We start from the raw sequence: 22,840 nt of genomic DNA, 5'->3' as shown, positions 1-22,840 counted from the left end.
GTTCGCAATGACAGGTTGCTCATCTTAATACTCTTCATTTTTTCATTATTCTTAATGGTTTATCATCTTAAAAGTTTTTCAACGCAAAGTTGATTCTAAGGGTAGCAATATTTTAGGAAGCTAAGAAAGAGTTGATTTGCAATCAACCGATGAAGCTGTGGTGTTTATCTATAAGCTTTTTAAGCAGCTTGCTGCAGCTCTTTGATACCTTAGAAATAAGAAAGCTTAATTTTTTAACTTTGCGTTTTAAAAAAATCCATCAAAGTAGAGCCCATCTTTTTTCATTCTTCTCAATGGTTTATCATCTTAAAAGTTTTTCAACCAAAAGTTGATTCTAAAGGTAGCAATATTTTAGGAAGCTAAGAAAGAGTTGATTTGCAATCAACCGATGAAGCTGTGGTGTTTATCTATAAGCTTTTTAAGCAGCTTGCTGCAGCTCTTTGCTGCCTTAGAAATAAGAAAGCTTAATTTTTTAACTTTGCGTTTTAAAAAAATCCATCTAAGTAAAGCCCATCTTTTTTCATTATTCTTAATAGTTTATCATCTTAAAAGTTTTTCAACCAAAAGTTGATTCTAAAGGTAGCAATATTTTAGGAAGCTAAGAAAGAGTTGATTTGCAATCAACCGATGAAGCTGGTGTTTATCTATAAGCTTTTTAAGCAGCTTGCTGAAGCTCTTTGCTACCTTAGAAATAAGAAAGCTTAATTTTTTAACTTTGCGTTTTAAAAAAATCCATCAAAGTAAAGCCCATCTTTTTTCAGTTTTCTTAATGGTTTATCATCTTAAAAGTTTTTCAACGCAAAGTTGATTCTAAGGGTAGCAATATTTTAGGAAGCTAAGAAAGAGTTGATTTGCAATCAACCGATGAAGCTGGTGTTTATCTATAAGCTTTTTAAGCAGCTTGCTGCAGCTCTTTGCTACCTTAAAAGTAAAAAATTATCTCTTAAACTTGCGTTAAAATTTAATTCCATTCTTATAAAGTAAAGCTCATTCTAATACGCTTTATTTTTCATCGCTTTCACTGAATATGTTTCCTCAAATACTCTGCAGTGAATGATATTTTATTTTTCAATAGCTCCACCGGAGTTCCTTCAAACAATACTTCACCTCCAAATTTTCCTGCGCCCGGTCCCATATCAATAATCCAGTCTGCCTGGGAAATAATATCGAGGTTGTGTTCAATAACAATCAGCGTATTATTCTGATCTGCAAGACCATTAAAAAACGTAAGCAGTTTTTGGGTATCACTTGGATGCAGTCCTGTGCTCGGTTCATCAAGAATAATGATCTGATTGGTATTTTTCAGTTCTCTTGTGAGTTTCAGGCGCTGTCTTTCGCCTCCGGAAAAGCTGTCCAGTCTTTGCCCCAATGTCAGATAATCAAGACCTAATTGTATCAGCAGATCAAAATTTCTGAGCACCAATTCTTCCTTAAAAAAATCAGCAGCCTCAGAAACCGTCATGCTCATGACTTCTGCAATTGTTTTTCCGCTGTAGGCATATTGCAGTACATCAGGATCAAATCCCGATCCGCCGCAAACCTCGCATGGCTGCTCAATATCATCCATAAAAGCCAGGTCAATCTTTTCTATTCCCAAACCTTTACAATTTTTACAGGCTCCATCACTGTTTCTGCTGAACAGTCTATCAGAAACATGGTTGGATTGTGCAAAAAGCTTACGTACACTATCTGATATTCCGAGATAAGTAAGCAAATTGGAGCGGGCACTTGCAGCGAACAAAGATTGATCAATAATAGTTACATCCGGATAGAGTTCCGGGAGAATACGATTTATCAGGGTACTTTTGCCGGATCCTGCAACACCGGTTACGACTGTTATTATCCCGGTGGGAATATTTACCGTCACATTTTTAAGATTATATCTGTTGGCATTTTTAATTTCCAGATAGCCATCAGGTTTTCTGAATTCTTGTTTGATGGAAGGTTTCTTTGCGAAATAAGAACCTGTTTTACCTTTCGATTTTTTTAAATCTTTAAATGTCCCGTCATAGATCACTTCTCCTCCATTTCTTCCTGAACCCGGGCCTATATCAATCACCCTGTCCGCCATTCTGATCAGATCCGGATCATGCTCAACGATTAAAACAGAGTTTCCTTTGTCTCTGATCTGCTGAATAATAGTGATGATATTCTGCAGATCCTTCGGATGAAGTCCAATACTGGGTTCATCAAAAATATACAACAGATCTACCAGGCTGTTTCCCAGACTCCGAACCATTTTTATACGCTGAGATTCTCCTCCGGAAAGCGTATTGGTACTTCTGTCAAGAGTCAGATACTGTAATCCGATCGTGATGACATTCTGCAGCTTTGCGGAAAGCTCTTTGATGACGACTTCATATGCTTTTGAATCCAGTGAGGTAATAAATTCAAGCAGTTCATCCACTGAAAGGGCCATACAATCTGCAATACTTTTACCTTCGATTTTACAGGACAGGATTTTTTCATTCAGACGTTTTCCCTGGCAAGACGGGCACGTTTTGGTAATCACAATATTCTTCAGAGCATCTTTTCTTGTAATGTTTTCTTTAGAATCTTTTTTTAAAAATGCTTTTTCAATTCTTGGAACAATACCTTCGTATTTTACCGTTTTTCCCCATTCTTTATGTGGATGTTTAGGTTTGTGCTCCGGTGCATACAGCAAAGTTTCCCATTCTTTATCGGTGAAATCCTTTAATTTTTTATCATTATCGAAATAACCGGACAAAGTATATCTTGTTAAACGCCATCCACCAGGCTGAAAAGTAGGAAACCGGATGGCGCCTTCATGTAAGGATTTTTCACGATCAATCAAAGTATTTACATTCAAAGTCTGAACAAATCCCAATCCTTCACATTCAGGACACATTCCCTGAGGATGATTGAATGAAAATACATTGGAATATCCTACAAACGGCTCTCCCATTCTGGAAAACAAAAGTCTTAAAGAAGCAGACACATCCGCTGCCGTTCCTACCGTAGATCTGGCATTTCCGCCCAACCGTTTTTGATTGATAATAATAGGAACATTAAGGTTTTCAATTTTATCTACATCCGGAAGGCCATAATGCTGCAAGCGGTTTCTGATAAAGCTGTTCTGGGTCTCGTTAATCTGTCTTTGTGCTTCAGCCCCAATCGTTTCAAAGACCAAAGATGATTTTCCCGATCCCGATACTCCCGTAAAAACCACGATCCTGTACTTTGGAATTTTTATGGAAATATTTTTGAGATTATTCTGACGGGCGTTCGTAATTTCTATATTTTCCATAATAAAAATACTTAACTTTGTTAATATTTAACTAAGTTAAGCATATTTGTAATGAAACCCATTGAAAAAGAATTTTTTAACACATTTACTGATTTCCAATGCCTTATTCTGGCTCACATGAACCGGGGTGATATTAACGGAGTCACCGCAGCCCATTATAATATTATTGAATTTATTTTAAGAAAAGGAACAGCCACAGGGGGAGAAATATCGTCAGCATTTAATATCAGTCAGGCAGCCATTTCGAAACAGTTGAAATTTTTGATCACTCATGATTTTATTATCAGAAAACAGGAGGAAAAAGATCACAGGAAATTTAATCTTTCGGTCACCGACAAAGGACGATTTATCATAGAAAATTCGGAAACATTCCGTAAGAATATTACACGGCAGACAGCTTCTATACTCACTTCTAAAGAACTCGAAAATTTTAATTATCTGCTGGGTAAAGTTTTGAATAATATAAAACTGTAGTATCCATAGTTACTTATACGTCCCGAATAACCTGTCCCAGATTGAAGTATAAAATCCAAAGTTTTTACTTTCATCCAAATGGTGCTGGTTATGAAACCTGGTCGTTCCCACAAAAAAGCGGTCAAAAGATGCCGGAAAAAATTCTCTGTTCAGATGCCCTATCGTTCCCCAGATCAGATTAAGCAAAAGATAGATGGAAATCGAAATGACAGAGAAATCATATCCTATGAGTATAACCAGCATCATTAGTCCAAATCCTATGGTTTCCAAAGGATGCAGAACAAAAAGGCTTAAAAAATTGGTACTGACATGCTGATGATGTTTTCCATGGAGCATTTTATAGATGAAAGGTAAATGTGCCGTAAAATGGAAGAGATACATCAAAAAATCCATTAAAAGAAGTAAAACAGCAACTTCCGCTGTTATGCCAATTACTGATTCTGTCTGTCCCAGCACAATCCATCCTTTTTTCCATAAAAAAGCTCCGAGTAACATGACAAAACTGTTACACAATATTGTAAGCAGACTAAGATAAAAATCGGATCCGGTGACAGGATGATTCTTCTCCTGCAGCTGACTTTTACGACAAGTCTTCTCAATAAAAATATATAAACCTATGGAAAACAGGTAGAGGAAAATATTGGCAATCAGGCTGAATATCATCCATTGCAGCCAGGAAAACTGCCAAAATACCTGTAAATAACCGGAAAGTTCTGTCTGAGTAAAATTCATAAGTCTTTCATCCTTCTGCTTGATGTCATAAAGGTATGAATTTCACCGTAAAATCAACCGATAAAGTACATTCCGGGCTTTATTTCTGTCTTGCCTTTCTTTTGAGCTCCCTCAGTCTTGACGTGAGCTTTTTTCTCAAATCGTTATGATAGGCCCGGTAGTTTTTGATGCTGTTTTCCAGATTTTTCTTGTTAAGCAGATACTCTTCGTACAGATGTCCCAGTTCTGAAATCTGGGTAATCACCTCCGAAGGCTGGCTTTCAGGATCTTCCGCAGCTTCTATCAGCAGACGGTAATATTCAATACGGCTGGTCAGGTTCATGTGAAGTTTTGGTTCTATTCCCTGCATGATTTTATGATTTTATTGTGTTTTTAAATAGGTAAAAGGCAAAATATTTTATTCTTTTACTATTCGATATATTATTTTTTAACTATTAAATAAATCTTTTAAATTTTTTCTTGAACCATTAAGATGGTATTAAGGTGTTAAGATTATGAAGACAAGCTTCGTATTACCTTACTTTATTTCTTCAAGCTTCTTAATGGTTTAAAATATTGACACTCATTTTCTTTCTTTGTCTTTTCCATTCAAATTATTTTTCCATCATTACGGGAGGTACATCACTTTGAAATAAAATTTTGATATTTCCATTCTTTTCGTGACCCGCTGATTTGAAATAACCACCGTTAAGTGCAGAAGAAATAAGGGTTTCATTGGGATCTCCCAAAGGTAATAATGGCAGTCCGGCAAATTCATTGACATTGCTCTGCGGGGAAATTCCACTACTGTATTCTCCGGCTCCGCTGGCATTAAAGACTTTATAGATCACAGGATGAATCTGCCAGGAAATTTTTCTGGGTTTACGCTTGTCTTCCACGACAAATCCGGCCATATCTTTCCCCAGCGTAATATCCCCTATCTGAATCACCTGCACATAAGGTTTGAGATTATTCACAACAATTTCAGCAGCAGATGCCGTACTGTTCGATGTGAGGATATATACTTTCTGTAATCCCAGCGCATTCGCACGCAACGTTGCAAAGTCCAACGCTTTGGGATCATAGGCAATTTGCTGGGCAAATGTTCTTTTTACTTCCCCTCCGTTTTTATTTCCTTTAAAAATGATGAACGGCGAGGCGGATGATAGTCCTGAAGGAATCAGTGAACACAGTGCTGCGGCAGATGACACCGAGCCTCCATAATTGTATCGAAGATCCAGAATTAATTCCTTCACTCCGGCGGCCTTCAATTCCCCAAACTTTTGATATAGCGTTTGAGTCATTCCGTCAGGGAAATCATAGATGTAGAGATAGCCCACTTTTTTTCCGTTTTTCTCAAAAATTTTCGATAAAACAGGCTGTTCAAAAGAGAAACCATAATAAACGGTAATATTTTTTTCATCCGTAACGCCTCCGTTTTGCCACTTTCCAACGGTAAGCTCTACAACGGTCTGATCTTTAATGGATGAAGCCATTGCTTCGGCATTTGCGGCTGTCATTGCTATTCCATTCACTTTGGTAATGATCATTCCCCTTTCCAACCCTGCATTGAAAGCCGGGGAATTTTGAAGCACCAGCTTCACTACAGTAACCACTTCATTATTAGCAAGCTGAACAATGGTATAATCAAAACCGTACATATTCCTTATCGAATGTGGATAAGAAGAAGAATCTTCCGTATTCACCATGAAAGAAAACCGGTCCTTTGAAGACAATAGGCTTTTAAAAAAATCTTTTACAGGAAGCTTATAATCCGGCTTTGCAGGCATCTCATCTGCCCAGTAATAGTATCTTTTCATACTGTCCTGAACCCACAGATTCACGGATTCTGTACTTCCTTCCGGAAATACGGGTGCGCTTTCGTCGTTATTATTGGTACACGAAATAAGAAGGACTGCGGCCGCAATACATTGAAGTTTTAAAAAGCTTTTCATACGCAAATCACAGATATTCTGCTATATCGATATCTCCTTTTACCACCCATTCTCCATTTTCCATTTTTTCCTGAAGAACAATCATATTAGCGCCTGTATGTTGTTTTAATTTCACCTGAATCATTTTTGATCCCGCATAAGGCTCTGTCGTTCCCGGTTTGTATAATTCAAGATATATGGGAGCTGTCGAGCTGAAAAAACTATAGATTTTCACTGCCGTAAAGTTGTCTTTTCCAATATTGTCAAACTCGGCAAGCACGACTCCGTTTTCTCTTTTCAAAATACCTTTTGTCTCTTTCAGAGAGGTTCCGGAAAATTCACCCAGGTTGGGAAAAATAAATTCAAAACCTACTTTTCCCAGATTTACCTGGGGTTTTACGGCATAGGTCTGCAGATAGATTCCGGGGAGATTAAAGAAATACAGGTTTTTATAATCATTTATATTGTCATAGGTAATATTGTATTTTGCAATTTCAGCGCCTGTTTCATAATTATAGACAGACAATTTATTGATTTCTCCCTGATCCAGTACAAACTGAAGCCGGGTTTCTATTTTATTGGTGTAAGATGTTTTTCCATCAATAGATACAGGCTGTCCGTTCAACCTCAGCTGAAGTACATCAGGTTTGGAAAATCCTTTAATATTAACATCTCCTGGTTTCTGCACTTTATCATACAGCTCCATCGTATTATTGTCTGTACATGAAAACAGTACAGTGAAAAACAGTAGTAATGCGAAGATTTTGTTCATCTTTCTTCAATTATTTCTTGTAAAACTTTAAAATATTGCCCGGCCCATGGGCCGGGCAATATATAATTATAAAAAAACTAGTTGGATATGTTCCGGATAGCTTTTTTCAAAGACTCTCCGTTATTTATTTAAAATTTCATGGTGTTCCTAAAATCAGATTCCAAGGGGATAAATGATTATTTTTTAATAAACTTCAGCCTTTCCGTAATCTTTCCATCTGTAATTTCTGCGATATACGCTCCCGATATAAGGATTGCTGTATTAATCGCTTTAGAATACTGAGTGGTTAATACTTTTTGTCCCGCTGCATTGTAAATATTCACTACAGTTGTATTTTCTTTCAATGCCGGATTAAGCTGCATCTGTAAAGATTCTCTAACCGGATTTTCTGCTATTTGTGTTACAATTTTGTTTCTTTTTACATCCTTAGTTCCCAAAGATGGTGTATTAAAAATTCCTATTTCATCAATATTGATGTTCTGGACATTATTTCCGCTCGTTTTTCTGTTTGACCACATTCCGATATAGATCTTTTTCCCTGCAAAAGCAGAAAGATCTACAAGGGATTCTACAAACTGGGTAAGATCTGCAGGAAAAGGATTGGCTGAATCCCCTACCTGTATTTTATAGATACTTTGAACATCATTTCCGTCTGCATCTACGGTCATCGCCTGAAAGTCTGATAACGTTGGAACTTCTTTCTGCGGTGTGCTTACATAGATAAAAAGTTCTCTGGCAACAATCGTGTGAGTAGATCTCTGTCTCCCGATATAAGCGGCCAGCGTAATGGTTCCTGCAATATTGGTAAGGTCAATCTGAGGAGAAATAATCCAGTCATTTTCAGTGGTAAATCCGTTAGCATTTCCAGTTGGAACCAAATTGATAGAATGGCGTAGAACACCTGCAGTTCCATAGGCCAAGGTAGTTCCGTTGTGATAAATGTTCTGCCCCTGTACCCATCCGTTGCCATTGTTGTTCAGGTCATGAAAAGTCCAGCCCTGAAGATCGGCAGGAGTATCAAACGAATTTCCCCATACCAGAGACTGTGCTGCAGCCAGGTGGGATAAAAACAGAACAGATGATAAAATTATTTTTTTCATAATGCTGATGATTAAAATTTTTGAAGTAAAAGCAAGGAATCAGCATGTGCTGTTCCCTGCTTTTTAAAGTTTTTATTATTCTACAATGGAGAAGTTGTATTTTGTCCAAAGTCCCTGGAAGTTTCCACAGTTTCTTGGAGAAACATTCCAACCACCTTCGTTGAAGAAAGGCTGGCTCATACCCCATAGAGATGCTGGAGTACCAGTCGCCAGGTTAGCTGCAGGGATTCCTGCTGTACCTGTACCTGTAACTGAAGTAGTAAATCCGTGAACCTGGATGGTGCTGTATGCTGAAGCTGAAGAAAGTTCAGAACCTGTACCTTCTACTTTGATACCCACAGGGTAACCTGTAACGACAGCGTTATTTAATGTTAATCTTCCGTGTCTTCTGATGTGGATACCGTTTTCATATAAAACGCCTTTAGAAGAGTTCTTGGCACCGATAATAGTAAGATTGTTGATCACCGGATGAGTCAACAATGTTGTAGAAGAACCTTCTGCGTTGTTATCAAGCTCGATCCCGTTAGAATCCGGGCTTGCTCCGCTAAGACTGTGTGTAGAGTTGTAATCTGCCAAAGCTAATGCACAAGTAATTGTTCCTGTATATCCGTTATCGAAGTCGAAGTTATCGTCATCAGCAGCAAAAGAAACAAGGTTTGAAGCGTTTACAGTTCCTCCGAAGAATTCAAAAGAGTCATCTTTTCCAAAAGAAACCTGAATATGATCTAAAGTAGTTCCGTTTCCAACTCCTCCTAACGTAAGACCGTTGATTTCGTTACCTGAATTCGGAGCTAAAAGATCATATCCTGCAAACTCGATACGAACATATTTTAATGTTCCTCCGTTATGAGAAGCATTGGTACCTCCGTAATAGAAATCAGGACCGGATAATCCTTCAATTGTTTTTGTGAATGGAGTGTTTGTAGGCGCGTCACCTAATATAACAACACCTCCGAAGTCACCAGGAGCAGCAGTTGTATCTTCGTTTCCGTCTAACAATTTGTAGCTGGTGAAAATAATGGGCTGAGCTTCTGTACCCGCTGCATTGATTTTTCCTGTTTTAGCAATTACCAAAACTCCGGTAGCTGTATTGTTTGCGCTTGGCTTGGCTTTAATGAATGTACCAGGCTGAATGGTTAATGTAGCACCATTTTTTACTGTTACAATTCCATCTAATTCAACTACTCCACTCCATGTAGTATTTGAAGTAATAGCACCACTTACGGTAGTTACCGGAAGAGCAGAAGCTGTAAGGTACTCAGCAGAAGTAGATTTCATTTCGAACGGAGAAGATGAATCTGCCAGTTGATCATTTTGACAAGCTGTAAGAGATAATGCTGCCACTGCAATTAGAGTTAGTCTTTTCATTGTTATAATTTTTAATAAATCCGGTTGTGTTATTTTTATACCAGATCAGTTTTTTATTCAGGAATATCCTCCTCTCTATTCCTTCGATTTGTTTTTTGGTGTTCATCCCATCGCTGCAGGAGGAGCTGCATTGCGGGCGTTCCCATGAAAATCGTTAATGCCTGGGAAAAGCTGTTAACGTCCGGTTTTCTCAGAACTGTACTGCTGTGCGCATCATCAGTATTCTTCAGTTTTTGATCAGGTTCCCGAAACCTGTACGTTTCTATCATTAAGATATCTTTCTATTGTTGTACTGGGCATATTCACTTTCTAAAACATATAGTTTACACTTAGGCTGAACATTCTTCCGCTGTAAGCCCGAAACATAATCTTATCAATATTCTTATCGTATCTGTCTGTTGCACCGGGTAAAAGTCCCCAGGCTTCTCGTTCCGTTCCGATGGCACTACCCAATCCAAGCGGTATTGAGTAGGAATTGTAATTGTTATAGTATTCTTTCACCCTGTTGAATAAGTTTCTTGCATTGAATTTTAATTCAAGGTTTTTATTGCGAAGAAATTTATAGGAGATCTGTGCGTCTGCTACAGCATAAGGACGCTGTATTTCTTCTCCCTTGTAAGCATACCCGACGGTAATGTACTGGTCACCTTTTGCATTGTATAAAAAGCTCAGTCCCAAGCGGTCGCCATCATAGGTCAATCCAAGGTTATAGGCATATGGAGTCTGCCCGTACAACGGACGTTTTACTTCATAGGTTTCATCATTGTCCCCTGTTTTATAGATATCCTTAAAAGCTATTACTTTCGTATGATTATAGGTAAAGTTTCCGCTTATGAAAAGTTTTTCCAGAAAAGTTCCTTCTGCAATAAATCCTAAATTCTTTCTGACTTCTGCTTCAACTCCGGCCAGCTTTGCATTTTTTGAATTACCGTTATAGAGATACAGATTTCCTTCACTGGAAATATGCCCTTCACGTTCTATGGGTCTGTCTATATTTTTATAGTAAAGTCCTGCGGAAAATATTTCTCCAAGGCCGGGAAACCATTCAAATTTGAAATCATAATTATTAATAACAGAAGAGGTCATTTCTGTATTATAAATCAAACCGTTGGCCACCGGATCGAAATAAGGAAGCCCCGTTCTTTCATTAAACTGCGGACGGATAACAGATTTATTATAGGCAAGCCTGAAATTGATTTTATTGGTAGGGCTGTAGGTAAAATTTGCAGAAGGCATCCATTGCCATGGTTTATCCTCAATGGCTGCTCTTTCAACATTCTTTGTATCAGTTGGGTCCAATTGCTGTGAGATAAGATCATATTTAAAGTATTCTGCACGAAGTCCCCAAACTAATCTTAATTTCTTCCAACGGTTATCAAACATCACAAAAACCGCATGCTGTTTTACTTCTCCTTCATATTGATCATTTTTATACAATGCCTTGGTTTCCCATCCGATACCTCCCGGTACATATTGAGATCCATTGAACCAATCCGCAAGGGTACCATACATCGTCAGGTAATTTTTTTCGCTATTCGGAACATCCCGGTTCTCATCTACCCTTAAGAAGAACTTCTGCTGCTGGTTGGTGTTATTCTTTAATGTTCCTGCATATCCTGTCTTCACCGTATTTTTAAAATTTCCTGTATCCAGATCCCATTTCACTGAAGCTCCGTAATTGTAATCGGTTTCTTTGTTGGCGATATATCCTCTGTAGAAATTTCCGCCGGTATTATAAATTTTATGATAGGTCAGAATTTCACTTCCAATAAAATCATAAAGGGTCAGATATTGGGTATAATCTTTCGTATCAGACGTTATGCCCGTTCTTGCTGCAAACCAGCTGACTTCAGTATTGCCTATTTTGTGATTCCCTTCCAGTTTATTTTGCAAAAGGGTCTGAAAGATGGGATAATTGGTATTATCAGTATAAGGTCTGTCTAAGTTTTTGATCTGAGCCGGATCATTATTGGGGATGACACCGTTATAAAAATAATTATAGGCTAGTTCTGCATTGGATGCCATGGCACTACCAGTGGTATATTCATTCCAACCTGTAACTCTTGTTAATGTATTATCAAAAATATGGGTATATGAATTCCGGAATGAAATTCTGTTTTTTCCCAGCTGGAGTCCAAAATTGAGCATCCCTGCCAACGTAGAGTTATAATTATAGGAAGCTCCTTTGTTTTTGAAATTATAAAATGGTATCGGAGCTACTCCCTTTGTTTCCCAATCCGCGACATAAGGTCCGGTAGTATCCAGCCAGTTTCCTCTTCCCGTATGGTCAATATCCAGTTTATTCTGTTCATTTCTGATGACAAATGCTCCGGCAAATCCCCATTTATTATTGTTTTTAAGAGCATATGTTCTTCCTAATGCCAGCTGTATATTAGATCCCATATCACCTCTGGTTTTATAGGTGCTGAAATTGTCATTGGTAAACTGCCTGGACTGTTCAAAAAACCTTGGATCTGTCCAGTTCATCGGCTCCAGTCCTTTGGGAAAATCTCTTGTTCCGTCATCATATCCGAAATAATCGTACTTTCCCCGCTTGCGGGTCAGAAATTCTTTGAAGGCCGACTGATCGTTATATGAAGTTCCTAATGTAACGGTTGTAAAGTTTTCATTGGGAATATCCTTGGTTCTCACTTCTACGTAACCTCCGGCAAAGCTGGCATTCATATCAGGAGTGGCAGATTTGCTTACCACCACACTTTCTACCATTGCCGTAGGAATGATATCAAATGAAAAGTTCTGATTATACGCTTCCGTGCTGGGCAGGTTGATTCCGTCCATGGCCGCGGTGTTCCAACGTTCTCCCATGGATCTTACCACTACATATTTATTATCAATGGTGGTAATTCCTGTTACCCTTTTCAAAGTTCCTCCCACATCGCTGTCGGGTGTCTTGGAAATCTGTTCCGCTGAAATACCATCACTCATCTGGGCTGCTTTCTTCTGCTGGGCAAGAAGTCCCGCCTGAGTATCTGCTTTACGGGCTGCCGTAATCACAACTTCTTTGATATCTGTAATTTTATCGGAAGCTTTGTTTAAAGCAAATGAGACAGAACTGGTTTCGTTATTGATAACAGACAATTTTTCAACTCTCAGCGTATTATATCTGGGAGCTTTTATGGTCAGATTATAAGTTCCGGAAGGAAGATCTATGGTAAAATCTCCGTTATTGTCTGTTACCACAGTTTTCTGAGCAATATTAACTTGTGCTCCGGTAACGGGATTTCCCACCTCATCCACTATTTTACCGGAAATACGTCCCTTTCCCGGTACGGAAATATTTGAACTTTCATATTTTATCGAAATAAGATCACCATGCAGTCGGTATATAACGGGAAGCCCGTTGGTAATGTCCTTCAGACAGTTGTTGACAGAAGTATTTTCGCATTTCACTCCTTTTACCTTCAGCTCTTTAATATCCACTTTGGAATAAGCCAGTCTCATCCCCGTTTTTCCTGCAAATTCTTCTAAAACTTCAATCAACGGTCTGTTGGCAGGTACAGAAAATGTCACTTTCTGAACCAGCTCCTGAGCTTCTGCGGCTACAGTAAAAAATAAGGCTGCTATGGTAATCCCACATTTCAAACTTTTCATACTTAATAGTGTTCTCTTGATTATGATTATTTATTTTTTATAATGATTTATTTCTTAAGGATATAGGTGTTTTCTTTTTTCTGTACTTCCAGTCCCAGGATGAAAGCCAGCGATTCAATATTTTCTCCGACCGTCCCTCCCGTGAAATCAGCAGTAATCTTTTTATCTTCAGCTTCCTTAGGATATTGAACCTTTGTATGATAATTGCTTTCCAGGACTGCTACTACTTCCTTTAAAGGAACATCGTTAAAACTCAGAGACAATATTGACGCAATTCTGCCTGCTGAATTTTTTACAGGTTTCAGTGAAATAACTGCCGTAGTATGAGCAACTCCGAAGTTGGTCCACTTCTGATTAGGCTTAAGGAAAGAAACCGGAACCCCGGGAGTGGATACAGCCACCTTTCCTTCGTAAAGATCAACCGCTTTTTTCTTACCTGACTGTGAAATCTTAAATACCGTTCCCAATACTTTGGTACTGAAGCCATCCGCACGAACGATGAATGGATGTTTTTTAGATTTTGCCACAGAGAATATCGCATCTCCTTTTAAATCCACGACTCTGGTGGACGCAGGAAAAGATTTTTCGACAGTAAGTTCTGCACCTGGTAAGAGCGTAACTACAGATCCATCTTCAAGGTGAACAATACGGTTTCCGGATTTTGCAAGATACACATCTGGCTTAATAAATAAGGTGTACGTAAAAACTCCGCCCAATGACAAAAGCAGAATAATAACTGCTGCAATTTTATAAAGATGTGTTCTAAAACTTTTTGCTGACGGGATAGACACAATATCTTTTTGAGAAAAGTAATTTTCCAGTCCGGATAATACCCTTTCTCTGGATTCTTTAAGATGCACAATATCCAGATCTTTTTCTGCAAGATTTTTCCACTGTTTTAAAAGTTCATTTTCTTTTTCAGAAATTGAGTCTTCCGAAACTTCCCGTTCCCAAAGTCTGAAAACAAAGGCTTCAATATTTTTATATGGTAAAAGTTTTTTCATAGGGGTCTTTCATGTATTCACAGATACTTCTATCTATAAGACAGTGAAAATGAAAAACTTCCCCGGGGCATTCTTAACGTTATATTCACATTACAACCAAATTGTTAATAATTTTCGTCATATTTCACATTTACTCAACATTAACGTTCAATTTTCGGCCTGTTTTTCAGAAATATTTAATCTTATCACACCCAAAGTTCACAAAAAGTTAATTTTCCTTTAGGTAATTTTGTATCACAATATGAGCCCAACAGACTATATATTATTAAAGAAAATAAAATCAGGCGACCGCCCTGCATTTATGCTGCTGTATGACCGGTATTGGGATAGTCTGTACCGCTTTGTTTATGTACGGACACGGGATAAGGAAGTTTCTGAAGAAATCCTCCAGAACCTGTGGATGAAGATTCTTGAGAATACGGATGCCATACAAACCGATGATACAGAAAGTGCCAAAGGCTACCTTCTCCGTCATCTTCATTACCGGATTATTGATTTTTATAACAGCTACAAAAAAGCGCCACCTACGCTGAGTATTGACGAGTTTGATATTCCGAATGAAATAGAAATAGCAGATTCCGAGTATTTTGAAATTCTTGAAGAAAATGAGATCAGTGCTTTATTGACTATGATTGATGAAGTCGTTTCCCAGCTTCCCCCAACGGAACAGCAGGTATACGATATGAGAATCAGGAAAAATATGTCTGTGAATGAAACAGCAGAAGCGCTGGGACTCAGCAATAAAACAGTAAGTAATAAATTAAGCAAAGCTTTGGGAGAAATCCGTGAACAGCTTAATCCGGAGTATAAGTCGTCTAAAAAGCTGGTTTCTATTCTGTTGTTGATGGAGGTTTTGACGAGGTATTGAGGTTGAGATACGGGGTTATGAGGTTCGGGATACGAGATACGAGATGCGGAGGTTCCTCAATAGTCAATTTGCTGCGTAGTCAATGGTCAATTTTTATACCACCTTTTAAATTCACAGCGGAGCGGATTCACTATTCACTATTCACCAAATAACGGCAGAAAAACTGTATTAAAATCCAGGATTTTAAAATCGGCAAGGTTTGAATCTATACTTTCATCATTATTGGTAAAAATGATGGTCTGCATTCCGGCTTCTTTTGCCGCCTTTAATCCTGACTGACTGTCTTCAATAGCAATACAGTGTTCCGGGGAAACTCCAAGATTTTTTGCAGAAGTAAGATATACGGCAGGATGAGGTTTTCCCTGAGTTTCAAACTCTGATGAGTGAATGGTATCAAACAGGTCATGAACCTGAAGCTTTTCAAGCACCGCATGGGCTACCCGTAAAGGAGCATTGGTAGCCAGCCCTATTTTGTAGTCTTTGTTCTTAAGATTTTTAATAAACTTCTCTACACCAGACATGGTACAGTTTTCAATTTGTATCATTTCGATTACTCTTGTAACCACTTTATTTTCCAGATCACAGGCATCAAAATTTTCCCAGGGAAATCTTTTATACCAGAATTCGGTTACTTCCTGAGTCGTCATATATTTGGTTTGTGCCGCAAGATCATCCGTAACCTGCACTCCATAGGATGAAAATACATCCAGTTCTGCCTGGGTCCAGAATTTTTCTGAGTCTACCAGAACACCGTCCATATCAAATATTACTGCTTTTAAAGCCATTTTGAATGATAAATTATAAGCGATGAATGATTAATTATTGGCTGATTTTATACACACAACGCTGCCCTCCGGAAATAATATGATCTATTCTTTCCACTGTATACTTCTTTCCTATCAGGGATTGGAAATTGGATAGCTCTGCACGGCAGAAACCCTGGCATTCTGTTGCTGCAGCGCATATCGGACAATGATTTTCAATCAGATAATAGTCTTCCCCTTCTTTTTTCCATTCCGCCATATAGCCTTCATCACTACGTACTTTTGAAAGAGATTCGAGGCGCTGTTCCAGTGATTCTGCCTTTGAAAGTACTTTTTCATAACGCTCATGGGTATTTTTTTCCCGGTCACTGATTAATAAATCCAGAGCATTTTCACCCAACAGGTTTTTTACGGATTTCAAAATCTGAACCGTAACATCCGCATGGGTATCCGGAAACTGAGCCAATCCTTTCTCTGTTAGAGTATAGTACGTAGATGGACGCCCAACCCCTTCGCTCTTCACCGAAGACCGGATCAATCCTTCCTGAGCAAGATTCAGTAAATGTTTTCTTGCCCCTTCTTTGGTGATCGACAATTCTTCAGCAATAAGAAGTGATGTAGCCTCACCTCTCATCTTTAAAAACATCAGAATACGATCCGCAGCCGGCTTCTTCATTTGACAATATTTAGGTTGTTTTATTTTTCAACAACAAATATAGTCATTTTCTATAACCTTATAAAATCAAGGATAAAATAAAGATTTACAACATTTTACTTCTACTCACCAGAAAATAAATAAAACAACCATAAAGTTGTTTTATTTAAATATATTTCTACCTTTGTGAGACATTAATCAAAAAAATAAATACAATGACTCCATTTACATTACCACAGTTACCTTATGCTTACGATGCTTTGGCGCCTTATATAGATAAAGAAACGATGACCATTCACCATCAGAAACATCATCAGGCTTATGTAGATAATCTGAATGCAGCACTGGCACAAACCAATGAAACCAATCCCGACCTTGATTCATTACTGCAAAGAATAAGTGAATACAGTCCTGCTGTCAGAAATAATGGTGGCGGCCACTATAACCATTCTTTATTCTGGGAAATTATTTCTCCACAACCCAAGCTGAATCCTGAAGGCATGCTTCATGACGATATCACAGCCACTTTCGGAAGCCTCGACAATCTAAAAGCAGAAATGAAGAAGACAGGTTTGTCGCAATTTGGTTCAGGATGGGTATGGCTTTTTGTAAAATTCAACGGCTCATTGGCCATCAGTTCTACTCCTAATCAGGATAATCCGATGATGGATATTCTTTCCACCAACAGAGGTTTTCCGATTCTTGGAATAGATGTCTGGGAACATGCCTATTATCTGAATTATCAAAATAAACGCGCAGATTATTTGGATGCTTTCTGGTCTGTACTGGATTGGTCTGCTGTTGAAGGAAAATATGAAGAAGCCTTGTCAAAAGTAAGATAAATAATACTGAAAGTAAACGAATTATGACTGAGGAAAATTTTATCAATAAAGCAAAGGCTTCAGGCATTATTGCTCTTGACCTTTCAGATTACAAACCTACTACGGACATTGTAGAACTGGATATCAAAGAACATCTTTTTATGGGAATGATTGTTAAGGAGAAAGAATTTAAAGAATCAATTGCTGCGGTGGATTTTTCTGTTTACAATGAAAAAGCAGTAGCGATCATCTGTTCTACGGATGCTATTATTCCACCCTGGGCTTATATGCTGATTATGGAAAAATTGTCTCCTTACGCTTCTTATGCTGATTTAAACAATGCAGAAACTGTTCTGCTGGATCTATGGAAACGCCGTCTCATCTATGCTGATCTGAAACAGTATAAAAATCAGAAAGTGGTTGTCCGCGCAAGTACTCATCATGATCCTTCATTGTATTTATTAGCAGCAGGATTACTGAAACCGCTGGTAAAAACACTGATGTATGGTGAAATAGGGTTACCCAAAGTAATTTTTAAACATTAAAAAATGAAAGCAATCATATTCAACGGATCGCTGGAAAGAAGAACCTTATCTACTTCCGGACTGATTTCGGATTATTTTTCTGAACACCTGAAAATGTTGGGAATTCAGACTGATATTTTTACACTTGCTGACTCCGGCATTCCTCTATTCGATGTCACACTTACCAAAACTCCTTTGGCCGTAGAGCGTATGGCTCAAATGTTTACAGATGCTGATCTGCATATCTGGCTGGCTCCGCTTTATCACGGCAGCATTCCGGGAGTAATGAAAAACTGTCTGGACTGGCTTGAAGTAACCGCCAACCGGTACGAGCCTTATCTCACAGATAAAACTGTAGGGCTGGTATGCTGGGCTGATGGTCTCCAGGCCATGCAGGGAATTAACGCCATGGATTCTATAGCCAAATCATTGCGTGCCTGGCCGTTGCCATTCAGTGTTCCGATTGTCAGGTCTTCATTATTTAAGGCAGAACAACCCTCTCAGATTTCGGATCTGTATTCCGGTAAGTTTGATAAGCTTATCAGCATTGCAGCTTCTAAAAAAATAACCATTATTGACTAAGTACTGGCAGAAATCACTGCATATTAATGATTTAAAATAAAAAATAGCACACTTTATGCTGCTTATTTTCAAAGAACAGTGTTGAACTGCTGTAATTAAGTTTAGCGGGGATTTCCGAACTGTTCAACGTTGACGAAATCCCTTTTTTAAACCCTTTAAATTCAAACAATATGGCTATAAAAATAACAGATGCCTGTATCAACTGTGGAGCCTGCGAACCGGAATGCCCCAACTCAGCCATTTACGAAGGTGCTATTGACTGGCGCTGGAAAGACAAAACCAAACTTTCAGGACATATCATATTTCCTGACGGTACGGAAGGTGATGCCGATGCTTATCATCAGGCAGTCTCGGATGAAGTGTATTATATTGTATCCGGAAAATGTACGGAGTGTAAAGGGTTTCATGAGGAACCTCAATGTAAGGCGGTATGCCCTGTAGACTGCTGTGTAGATGACCCTGATCATCGGGAAACTGAAGAAATATTATTAAACCGGCAAAAATTTATGCACAGTGCCTAAGTACCCGATTGAGTCGTCTGATAAACGCTATGAAGCAAGAAAGCGACTAAAAAATTTGTATCTTTTATATTTAATTTTCAATGGAGGCGGGCTTTAGCCCGCCTTCTTATATTTTCTTTCCCATCAGCTTTCGCATACACTTATTTTTTCTTTAATCTCGGTGTAAATTTTTTGAGTAAAAGGAGTTTCTACAGCTGTTTCAGCGCCATATTTCAATACAGCACCTGCAAACAATTCCAGCTCATTATCCTTTTTTCCGGAATTAATATCAAGCTGTAAGGAAGTTGGAGTCTCAAAAGGAAATGTTGAGGCTTTTTCAAATGTTTTAGCGATGATATCTTCCTGAAGATAGATTCCTTTCTTATCAGCGATCTGTTTGATTTCTTTCATAATTTCAGCCGCTTCTTTCTGCTGCTGTTCATCGGTACATACAGTTCCAATAGATGAATTATGCTTTGCTGTTACCAATCCGAAGCTGGCAATAAAAATAAATTTCGTCCAGATATCTGATAATGAATTATCTTTAAAATCAAAGTCGATTTTACTTTCACTCAATAGCTCTGTAATCCATTCTACAGGGGCAGAAAAATGCTCAGGATCTCTTCCCACAATCATTTTTCCGGCTTTTCCTTTATGTTCCACTACTCCTCTTTCTTTAATATGGGAAGCTACGTAGATACAGGTTGGAAGAATAGTGTGTTCCGGAATTATTTTACGGATTCTGTCATAAATATCTGCTCCGTTCATCATCGGAAGCAATACAGTATCTTTATTAATAACTTCCTGCAACTGTTTACAGACATTTTCAAGATCGTACTCTTTTACACAGATCAAAACCAGGTCAGGATTTTTGATCTCACTGATATTCTGCAGGATATCATCAGGACGGGTCTGAGAATTGGAATGCTCGGGAGATAACAAAGTCAAGCCGTTTTCTTTCACTTTCTCATACGTTGCTCCACGGGCAACAAAAGAAATGGTATATTTTTCCGTGGTTTCATTATTCTGATTTATTTTAAATCCAAAATAACCGCCTACACCACCTAATCCTACTACAACAATATGTTTTTTGTTCATGAAATTATTTTTAAGCAAAGATGAGCGATGATTCCTGAACTATCACTTGACAAATGAAAAGAAATTACAATTTATGAATATCCCTTCTGATCCTGCTCAGGGAACTGTCCTTGATCCCAAGGTAAGAAGCAATCACCTTCAAAGGAACATGCTGAAAAATATCGGGATCTTTTTTCATCAGGTTAAAATATCTCGTGGAAGCCTTCTGACTCGCCATTTCGATGAGCCGGTCATGGATCGTATAATAATTAAGAACAAAAAGAAGCCTGCTGAACTCTCTGAATTCAGGAATATTATGAAAATTATGCTGTACGTTTTCCAATCCGGTCTCCCAAAAGACACATTCGGTGATCGTCTGATATATTTCTTTGGTAGGCTGCTGTCTGAAAAAAGACAGAAAATCATTAACGAAGCAGGGAGCTGTATAAATATTGGTGGTAATCTCCTCATTATCTTCATTCAGGATATAAGACCGCACATAGCCTTTTTCCAGGAAGTAGGTTTTGGTACTGATCGTATCTTTATCCAGCAAAACAGTATTTGCTTTTACCTCAAAATGACTGAATTTTTCAGTAATTTTTTCAACTACTTCAGCTTGGATACTGAATAAGGAATGGAAGTAGGCATTAAGTGATGATTTGTTCATAAAATAAAAGCTGCAGCATATTTGTTTTTAAATCTCTCCCGACAAAAATAGCATTTATAACCTATTAAATAAACTATATTCTTTTTTAATAGATCAGATGTATTTTGTAATTTTCTTCTTTAAAAGACATAAGACATTACTATGGAGAATGACTTCACTTACCTTTTCATCGAACCTGATAAAGAGATTGCAGATTTCGTTGAAAATCTGGGCACTTTTCAGAACCTTTCGGATGAAGCTAAGGAAGTGGTTATCATTCCGGATGGAAGAATTGATTTATTTTTTTCACAGTCGGCTTCAGAACCTTTTCATGTTACGCTTCTCGGATTGGAAACCTATCCTGAGCAAAGGTTTATAGCTCCCCGTATGACTACTTTTGTTGTAAGTTTCAAACCTCTTGCAGTTGAATACATTCTGAATACCTCCATTGCTGATTTATTGAATATCGGAAAAGAGCTTTCTCCTGATTTCTGGAATTTTAAAGCCTATGATATAAAGGATTTCAGCCATTGCTGTACGAAAGCAACCCAAAAAATAAAAGAACTGCTCCCACTGAAAGTAGATGAAAGAAAACGAAAACTTTTTGAGCTGGTATATGCCTCAAAAGGAGAAATGAGCGTGCAGGAACTTTCTGAAAAAACAGGCTGGAGCAGCAGACAGATTAACCGGTACTTTACCAAACAACTTGGCCTGTCATTAAAAGCCTACTCTACTATTTTACGTTTCAGAGCATCATTGGAACATATTGCCCAAGGGAGGCTTTTCCCGGAACTCAATTATACAGACCAGAACCATTTCATCAAAGAAGTAAAGAAATTTTCCGGGGTTGCTCCCAAAGAATTATCCAGAAATGAAAACGACCGATTTGTACTATTATCCGTGTTGAAAGGAAGATAAATTTGCCATGTAAAATTTAAATCAACAATGCTGATAGACAATAAATCAATAGCAATCGTTGGTGGCGGTCCGGCAGGACTTACACTGGCAAGACTTTTACAATTGAAAGGTGCAGATGTAAAAGTATATGAAAGAGACTTCAACAAAAATGCACGCGTAAAGGGTTCTCCACTCGATATGCATGAAGATTCAGGTTTGGCAGCCATCCGTAAAGCGGAACTTCTGGAAGAGTTTAAACAGGTTTTCCGTCCCGGAGCAGACAGAACACTGATCATGAATGAAAAGGCAGAAATATTTTTTAATGATCACGAAACGAAACCTGAAGAGGATTTTGGTCATGAACATTTCCGTCCTGAAATAGACCGAGGCCCGTTACGAAATATGCTGTTAGAATCTTTGCATCCTGAAACGGTAATCTGGGACAGTCATTTTCTTTCTATGGAACCACAGAATGAAGGCTGGCTGCTTCATTTTAAAAACGGGAAGTCAGTGTACGCTGACATTGTCATTGCTTCAGATGGTGCCAATTCTAAAATCCGTCCTTATCTCAATAATAATAAACCTGTTTATTCAGGAATCATAATGCTGGAAGGAAATGTTGCAAAAGAAAATGCACCTCAGATTGATACTTTGATCAAAGGGGGAAAAATAATGGCATTCGGAAATTCTCAAAATATTTTAATGGGACAAAAAGGCAATGGAGATCTCGGGTTCTATGCAAGCTTTAAAGCCGATGAAAACTGGCCTTCCGCCAGCGGTCTTGATTTTTCCGATCAAGCGCAGATGCTGAAATGGTTCAAAACAGAATATTCCGAATGGGCTTCTATCTGGGAAGAATTGTTTGAAAATGCAATAACTCCTTTTATTCCACGCCTGATTTACTCTATGCCCTTGGATCAGACCTGGGAAACACAGCCTAACCTGACTCTGATTGGTGACGCAGCACATGTGATGCCTCCTTTTGCAGGAGAAGGCGCCAATATGGCGATGCTGGATGCCCTGGAACTGAGCGAACATTTAACAGATAACAATTATACTACTGTAAAGGAAGCTATTTCCGCCTACGAACACCACATGCGTAAGAGAGCTGCTGCTGCCACAAAAGAATCCCTGCAAAACGGAGAACGGATGCATTCTGAAAAATCATTAACCATCATGCTCGATTTTTTTAACGGTCATTTGACATCAAAGTAAAACAAAAGGCTGCCTCCAATACAGAGACAGCCTTTTTTTAGTTTAATA

General features: G+C 38.3%; 22 protein-coding genes. 8 read left to right on the top strand and 14 right to left on the bottom strand.

Annotation, left to right across the window (positions count from 1 at the left end; all coding sequences use genetic code 11):
• Positions 1-1,018 precede the first annotated feature (1,018 nt).
• The gene (locus V0410_RS01390) at positions 1,019-3,268 is read right to left on the bottom strand and encodes an excinuclease ABC subunit UvrA (RefSeq protein WP_330746004.1); all 2,250 of its coding nucleotides are present in this window, start codon (positions 3,266-3,268) and stop codon (positions 1,019-1,021) included.
• Between the two features lie 51 nt (positions 3,269-3,319).
• On the opposite strand from V0410_RS01390, the gene V0410_RS01385 reads away from it, so the two are divergent.
• Positions 3,320-3,742 (top strand): MarR family winged helix-turn-helix transcriptional regulator, encoded by a 423-nt coding sequence (locus V0410_RS01385; RefSeq protein ID WP_330746003.1) that lies wholly within the window; start codon positions 3,320-3,322, stop codon positions 3,740-3,742.
• A gap of 9 nt (positions 3,743-3,751) precedes the next feature.
• On the opposite strand, the gene V0410_RS01380 is transcribed toward V0410_RS01385, so the two are convergent.
• From V0410_RS01380 to V0410_RS01340, 9 genes are all read right to left on the bottom strand, one after another.
• Positions 3,752-4,474, bottom strand: a complete 723-nt coding sequence (locus V0410_RS01380; protein WP_330746002.1) for a sterol desaturase family protein — start codon at positions 4,472-4,474, stop codon at positions 3,752-3,754.
• A gap of 79 nt (positions 4,475-4,553) precedes the next feature.
• Entirely contained in the window at positions 4,554-4,823 is a 270-nt protein-coding gene (locus tag V0410_RS01375; protein WP_330746001.1) for a hypothetical protein, read from the bottom strand.
• Positions 4,824-5,067: 244 nt separating this feature from the next.
• Entirely contained in the window at positions 5,068-6,408 is a 1,341-nt protein-coding gene (locus tag V0410_RS01370) for a S41 family peptidase (protein ID WP_330746000.1), read from the bottom strand.
• 7 nt (positions 6,409-6,415) lie between these two features.
• Positions 6,416-7,159: a hypothetical protein gene (locus V0410_RS01365; RefSeq protein ID WP_330745999.1), complete on the bottom strand. Its 744-nt coding sequence runs from the start codon at positions 7,157-7,159 to the stop codon at positions 6,416-6,418.
• A gap of 176 nt (positions 7,160-7,335) precedes the next feature.
• Complete coding sequence (locus V0410_RS01360) at positions 7,336-8,259, bottom strand: T9SS-dependent choice-of-anchor J family protein (RefSeq protein ID WP_330745998.1); 924 nt, start codon at positions 8,257-8,259, stop codon at positions 7,336-7,338.
• Between the two features lie 75 nt (positions 8,260-8,334).
• On the bottom strand, positions 8,335-9,627 hold the full coding sequence (locus V0410_RS01355; RefSeq protein WP_227941570.1) for a hypothetical protein: 1,293 nt from the start codon (positions 9,625-9,627) through the stop codon (positions 8,335-8,337).
• Positions 9,628-9,680: 53 nt separating this feature from the next.
• Entirely contained in the window at positions 9,681-9,896 is a 216-nt protein-coding gene (locus V0410_RS01350) for a hypothetical protein (RefSeq protein ID WP_330745997.1), read from the bottom strand.
• Between the two features lie 40 nt (positions 9,897-9,936).
• The gene (locus tag V0410_RS01345; protein WP_330745996.1) at positions 9,937-13,239 is read right to left on the bottom strand and encodes a TonB-dependent receptor; all 3,303 of its coding nucleotides are present in this window, start codon (positions 13,237-13,239) and stop codon (positions 9,937-9,939) included.
• Positions 13,240-13,286: 47 nt separating this feature from the next.
• A complete protein-coding gene (locus tag V0410_RS01340; RefSeq protein WP_330745995.1) occupies positions 13,287-14,243 on the bottom strand; it encodes a FecR family protein in 957 nt (318 codons plus the stop codon).
• A gap of 241 nt (positions 14,244-14,484) precedes the next feature.
• Here V0410_RS01340 and V0410_RS01335 point away from each other — a divergent pair, with 241 nt between their 5' ends.
• Entirely contained in the window at positions 14,485-15,111 is a 627-nt protein-coding gene (locus V0410_RS01335; protein WP_330745994.1) for an RNA polymerase sigma factor, read from the top strand.
• A 137-nt stretch (positions 15,112-15,248) separates the two neighbouring features.
• Here the strand turns inward: V0410_RS01335 and hxpB are convergent, their stop codons facing one another.
• Both hxpB and V0410_RS01325 read right to left on the bottom strand, forming a co-directional pair.
• A complete protein-coding gene (gene hxpB, locus V0410_RS01330; RefSeq protein WP_330745993.1) occupies positions 15,249-15,896 on the bottom strand; it encodes a hexitol phosphatase HxpB in 648 nt (215 codons plus the stop codon).
• A gap of 34 nt (positions 15,897-15,930) precedes the next feature.
• Positions 15,931-16,551, bottom strand: a complete 621-nt coding sequence (locus V0410_RS01325; RefSeq protein ID WP_330745992.1) for a helix-turn-helix transcriptional regulator — start codon at positions 16,549-16,551, stop codon at positions 15,931-15,933.
• Between the two features lie 194 nt (positions 16,552-16,745).
• On the opposite strand from V0410_RS01325, the gene V0410_RS01320 reads away from it, so the two are divergent.
• The 4 genes from V0410_RS01320 (at position 16,746) to V0410_RS01305 (ending at position 18,978) form a co-directional block, all read left to right on the top strand.
• The gene (locus V0410_RS01320) at positions 16,746-17,372 is read left to right on the top strand and encodes a superoxide dismutase (RefSeq protein ID WP_330745991.1); all 627 of its coding nucleotides are present in this window, start codon (positions 16,746-16,748) and stop codon (positions 17,370-17,372) included.
• Positions 17,373-17,395: 23 nt separating this feature from the next.
• A complete protein-coding gene (locus V0410_RS01315) occupies positions 17,396-17,896 on the top strand; it encodes a DUF2480 family protein (protein ID WP_330745990.1) in 501 nt (166 codons plus the stop codon).
• Positions 17,897-17,899: 3 nt separating this feature from the next.
• Positions 17,900-18,457 (top strand): NADPH-dependent FMN reductase, encoded by a 558-nt coding sequence (locus V0410_RS01310; RefSeq protein WP_330745989.1) that lies wholly within the window; start codon positions 17,900-17,902, stop codon positions 18,455-18,457.
• Between the two features lie 170 nt (positions 18,458-18,627).
• Positions 18,628-18,978, top strand: coding sequence for a 4Fe-4S dicluster domain-containing protein (locus V0410_RS01305; protein ID WP_110009729.1), 351 nt, complete (start codon positions 18,628-18,630; stop codon positions 18,976-18,978).
• 123 nt (positions 18,979-19,101) lie between these two features.
• Here V0410_RS01305 and V0410_RS01300 read toward each other — a convergent pair whose 3' ends face one another.
• Together V0410_RS01300 and V0410_RS01295 are read right to left on the bottom strand one after the other, a co-directional pair.
• Positions 19,102-20,055 carry a ketopantoate reductase family protein gene (locus tag V0410_RS01300; protein WP_330745988.1) on the bottom strand — a complete coding sequence of 318 codons (954 nt, stop codon included), beginning with the start codon at positions 20,053-20,055 and terminating at the stop codon, positions 19,102-19,104.
• A gap of 64 nt (positions 20,056-20,119) precedes the next feature.
• Positions 20,120-20,701, bottom strand: coding sequence for a Crp/Fnr family transcriptional regulator (locus V0410_RS01295; protein ID WP_110009727.1), 582 nt, complete (start codon positions 20,699-20,701; stop codon positions 20,120-20,122).
• 141 nt (positions 20,702-20,842) lie between these two features.
• On the opposite strand from V0410_RS01295, the gene V0410_RS01290 reads away from it, so the two are divergent.
• Complete coding sequence (locus V0410_RS01290; protein ID WP_330745987.1) at positions 20,843-21,598, top strand: helix-turn-helix domain-containing protein; 756 nt, start codon at positions 20,843-20,845, stop codon at positions 21,596-21,598.
• A 27-nt stretch (positions 21,599-21,625) separates the two neighbouring features.
• Positions 21,626-22,792, top strand: a complete 1,167-nt coding sequence (locus V0410_RS01285; protein ID WP_330745986.1) for an FAD-dependent oxidoreductase — start codon at positions 21,626-21,628, stop codon at positions 22,790-22,792.
• The last annotated feature ends 48 nt before the right edge of the window (positions 22,793-22,840 follow it).

The sequence above is a fragment of the Chryseobacterium sp. CP-77 genome, assembly GCF_036362765.1.
In the GTDB taxonomy this organism is placed as follows: Bacteria; Bacteroidota; Bacteroidia; order Flavobacteriales; family Weeksellaceae; genus Chryseobacterium; species Chryseobacterium cupriresistens.
This window is presented reverse-complemented; position numbering and strand designations above follow the sequence as displayed.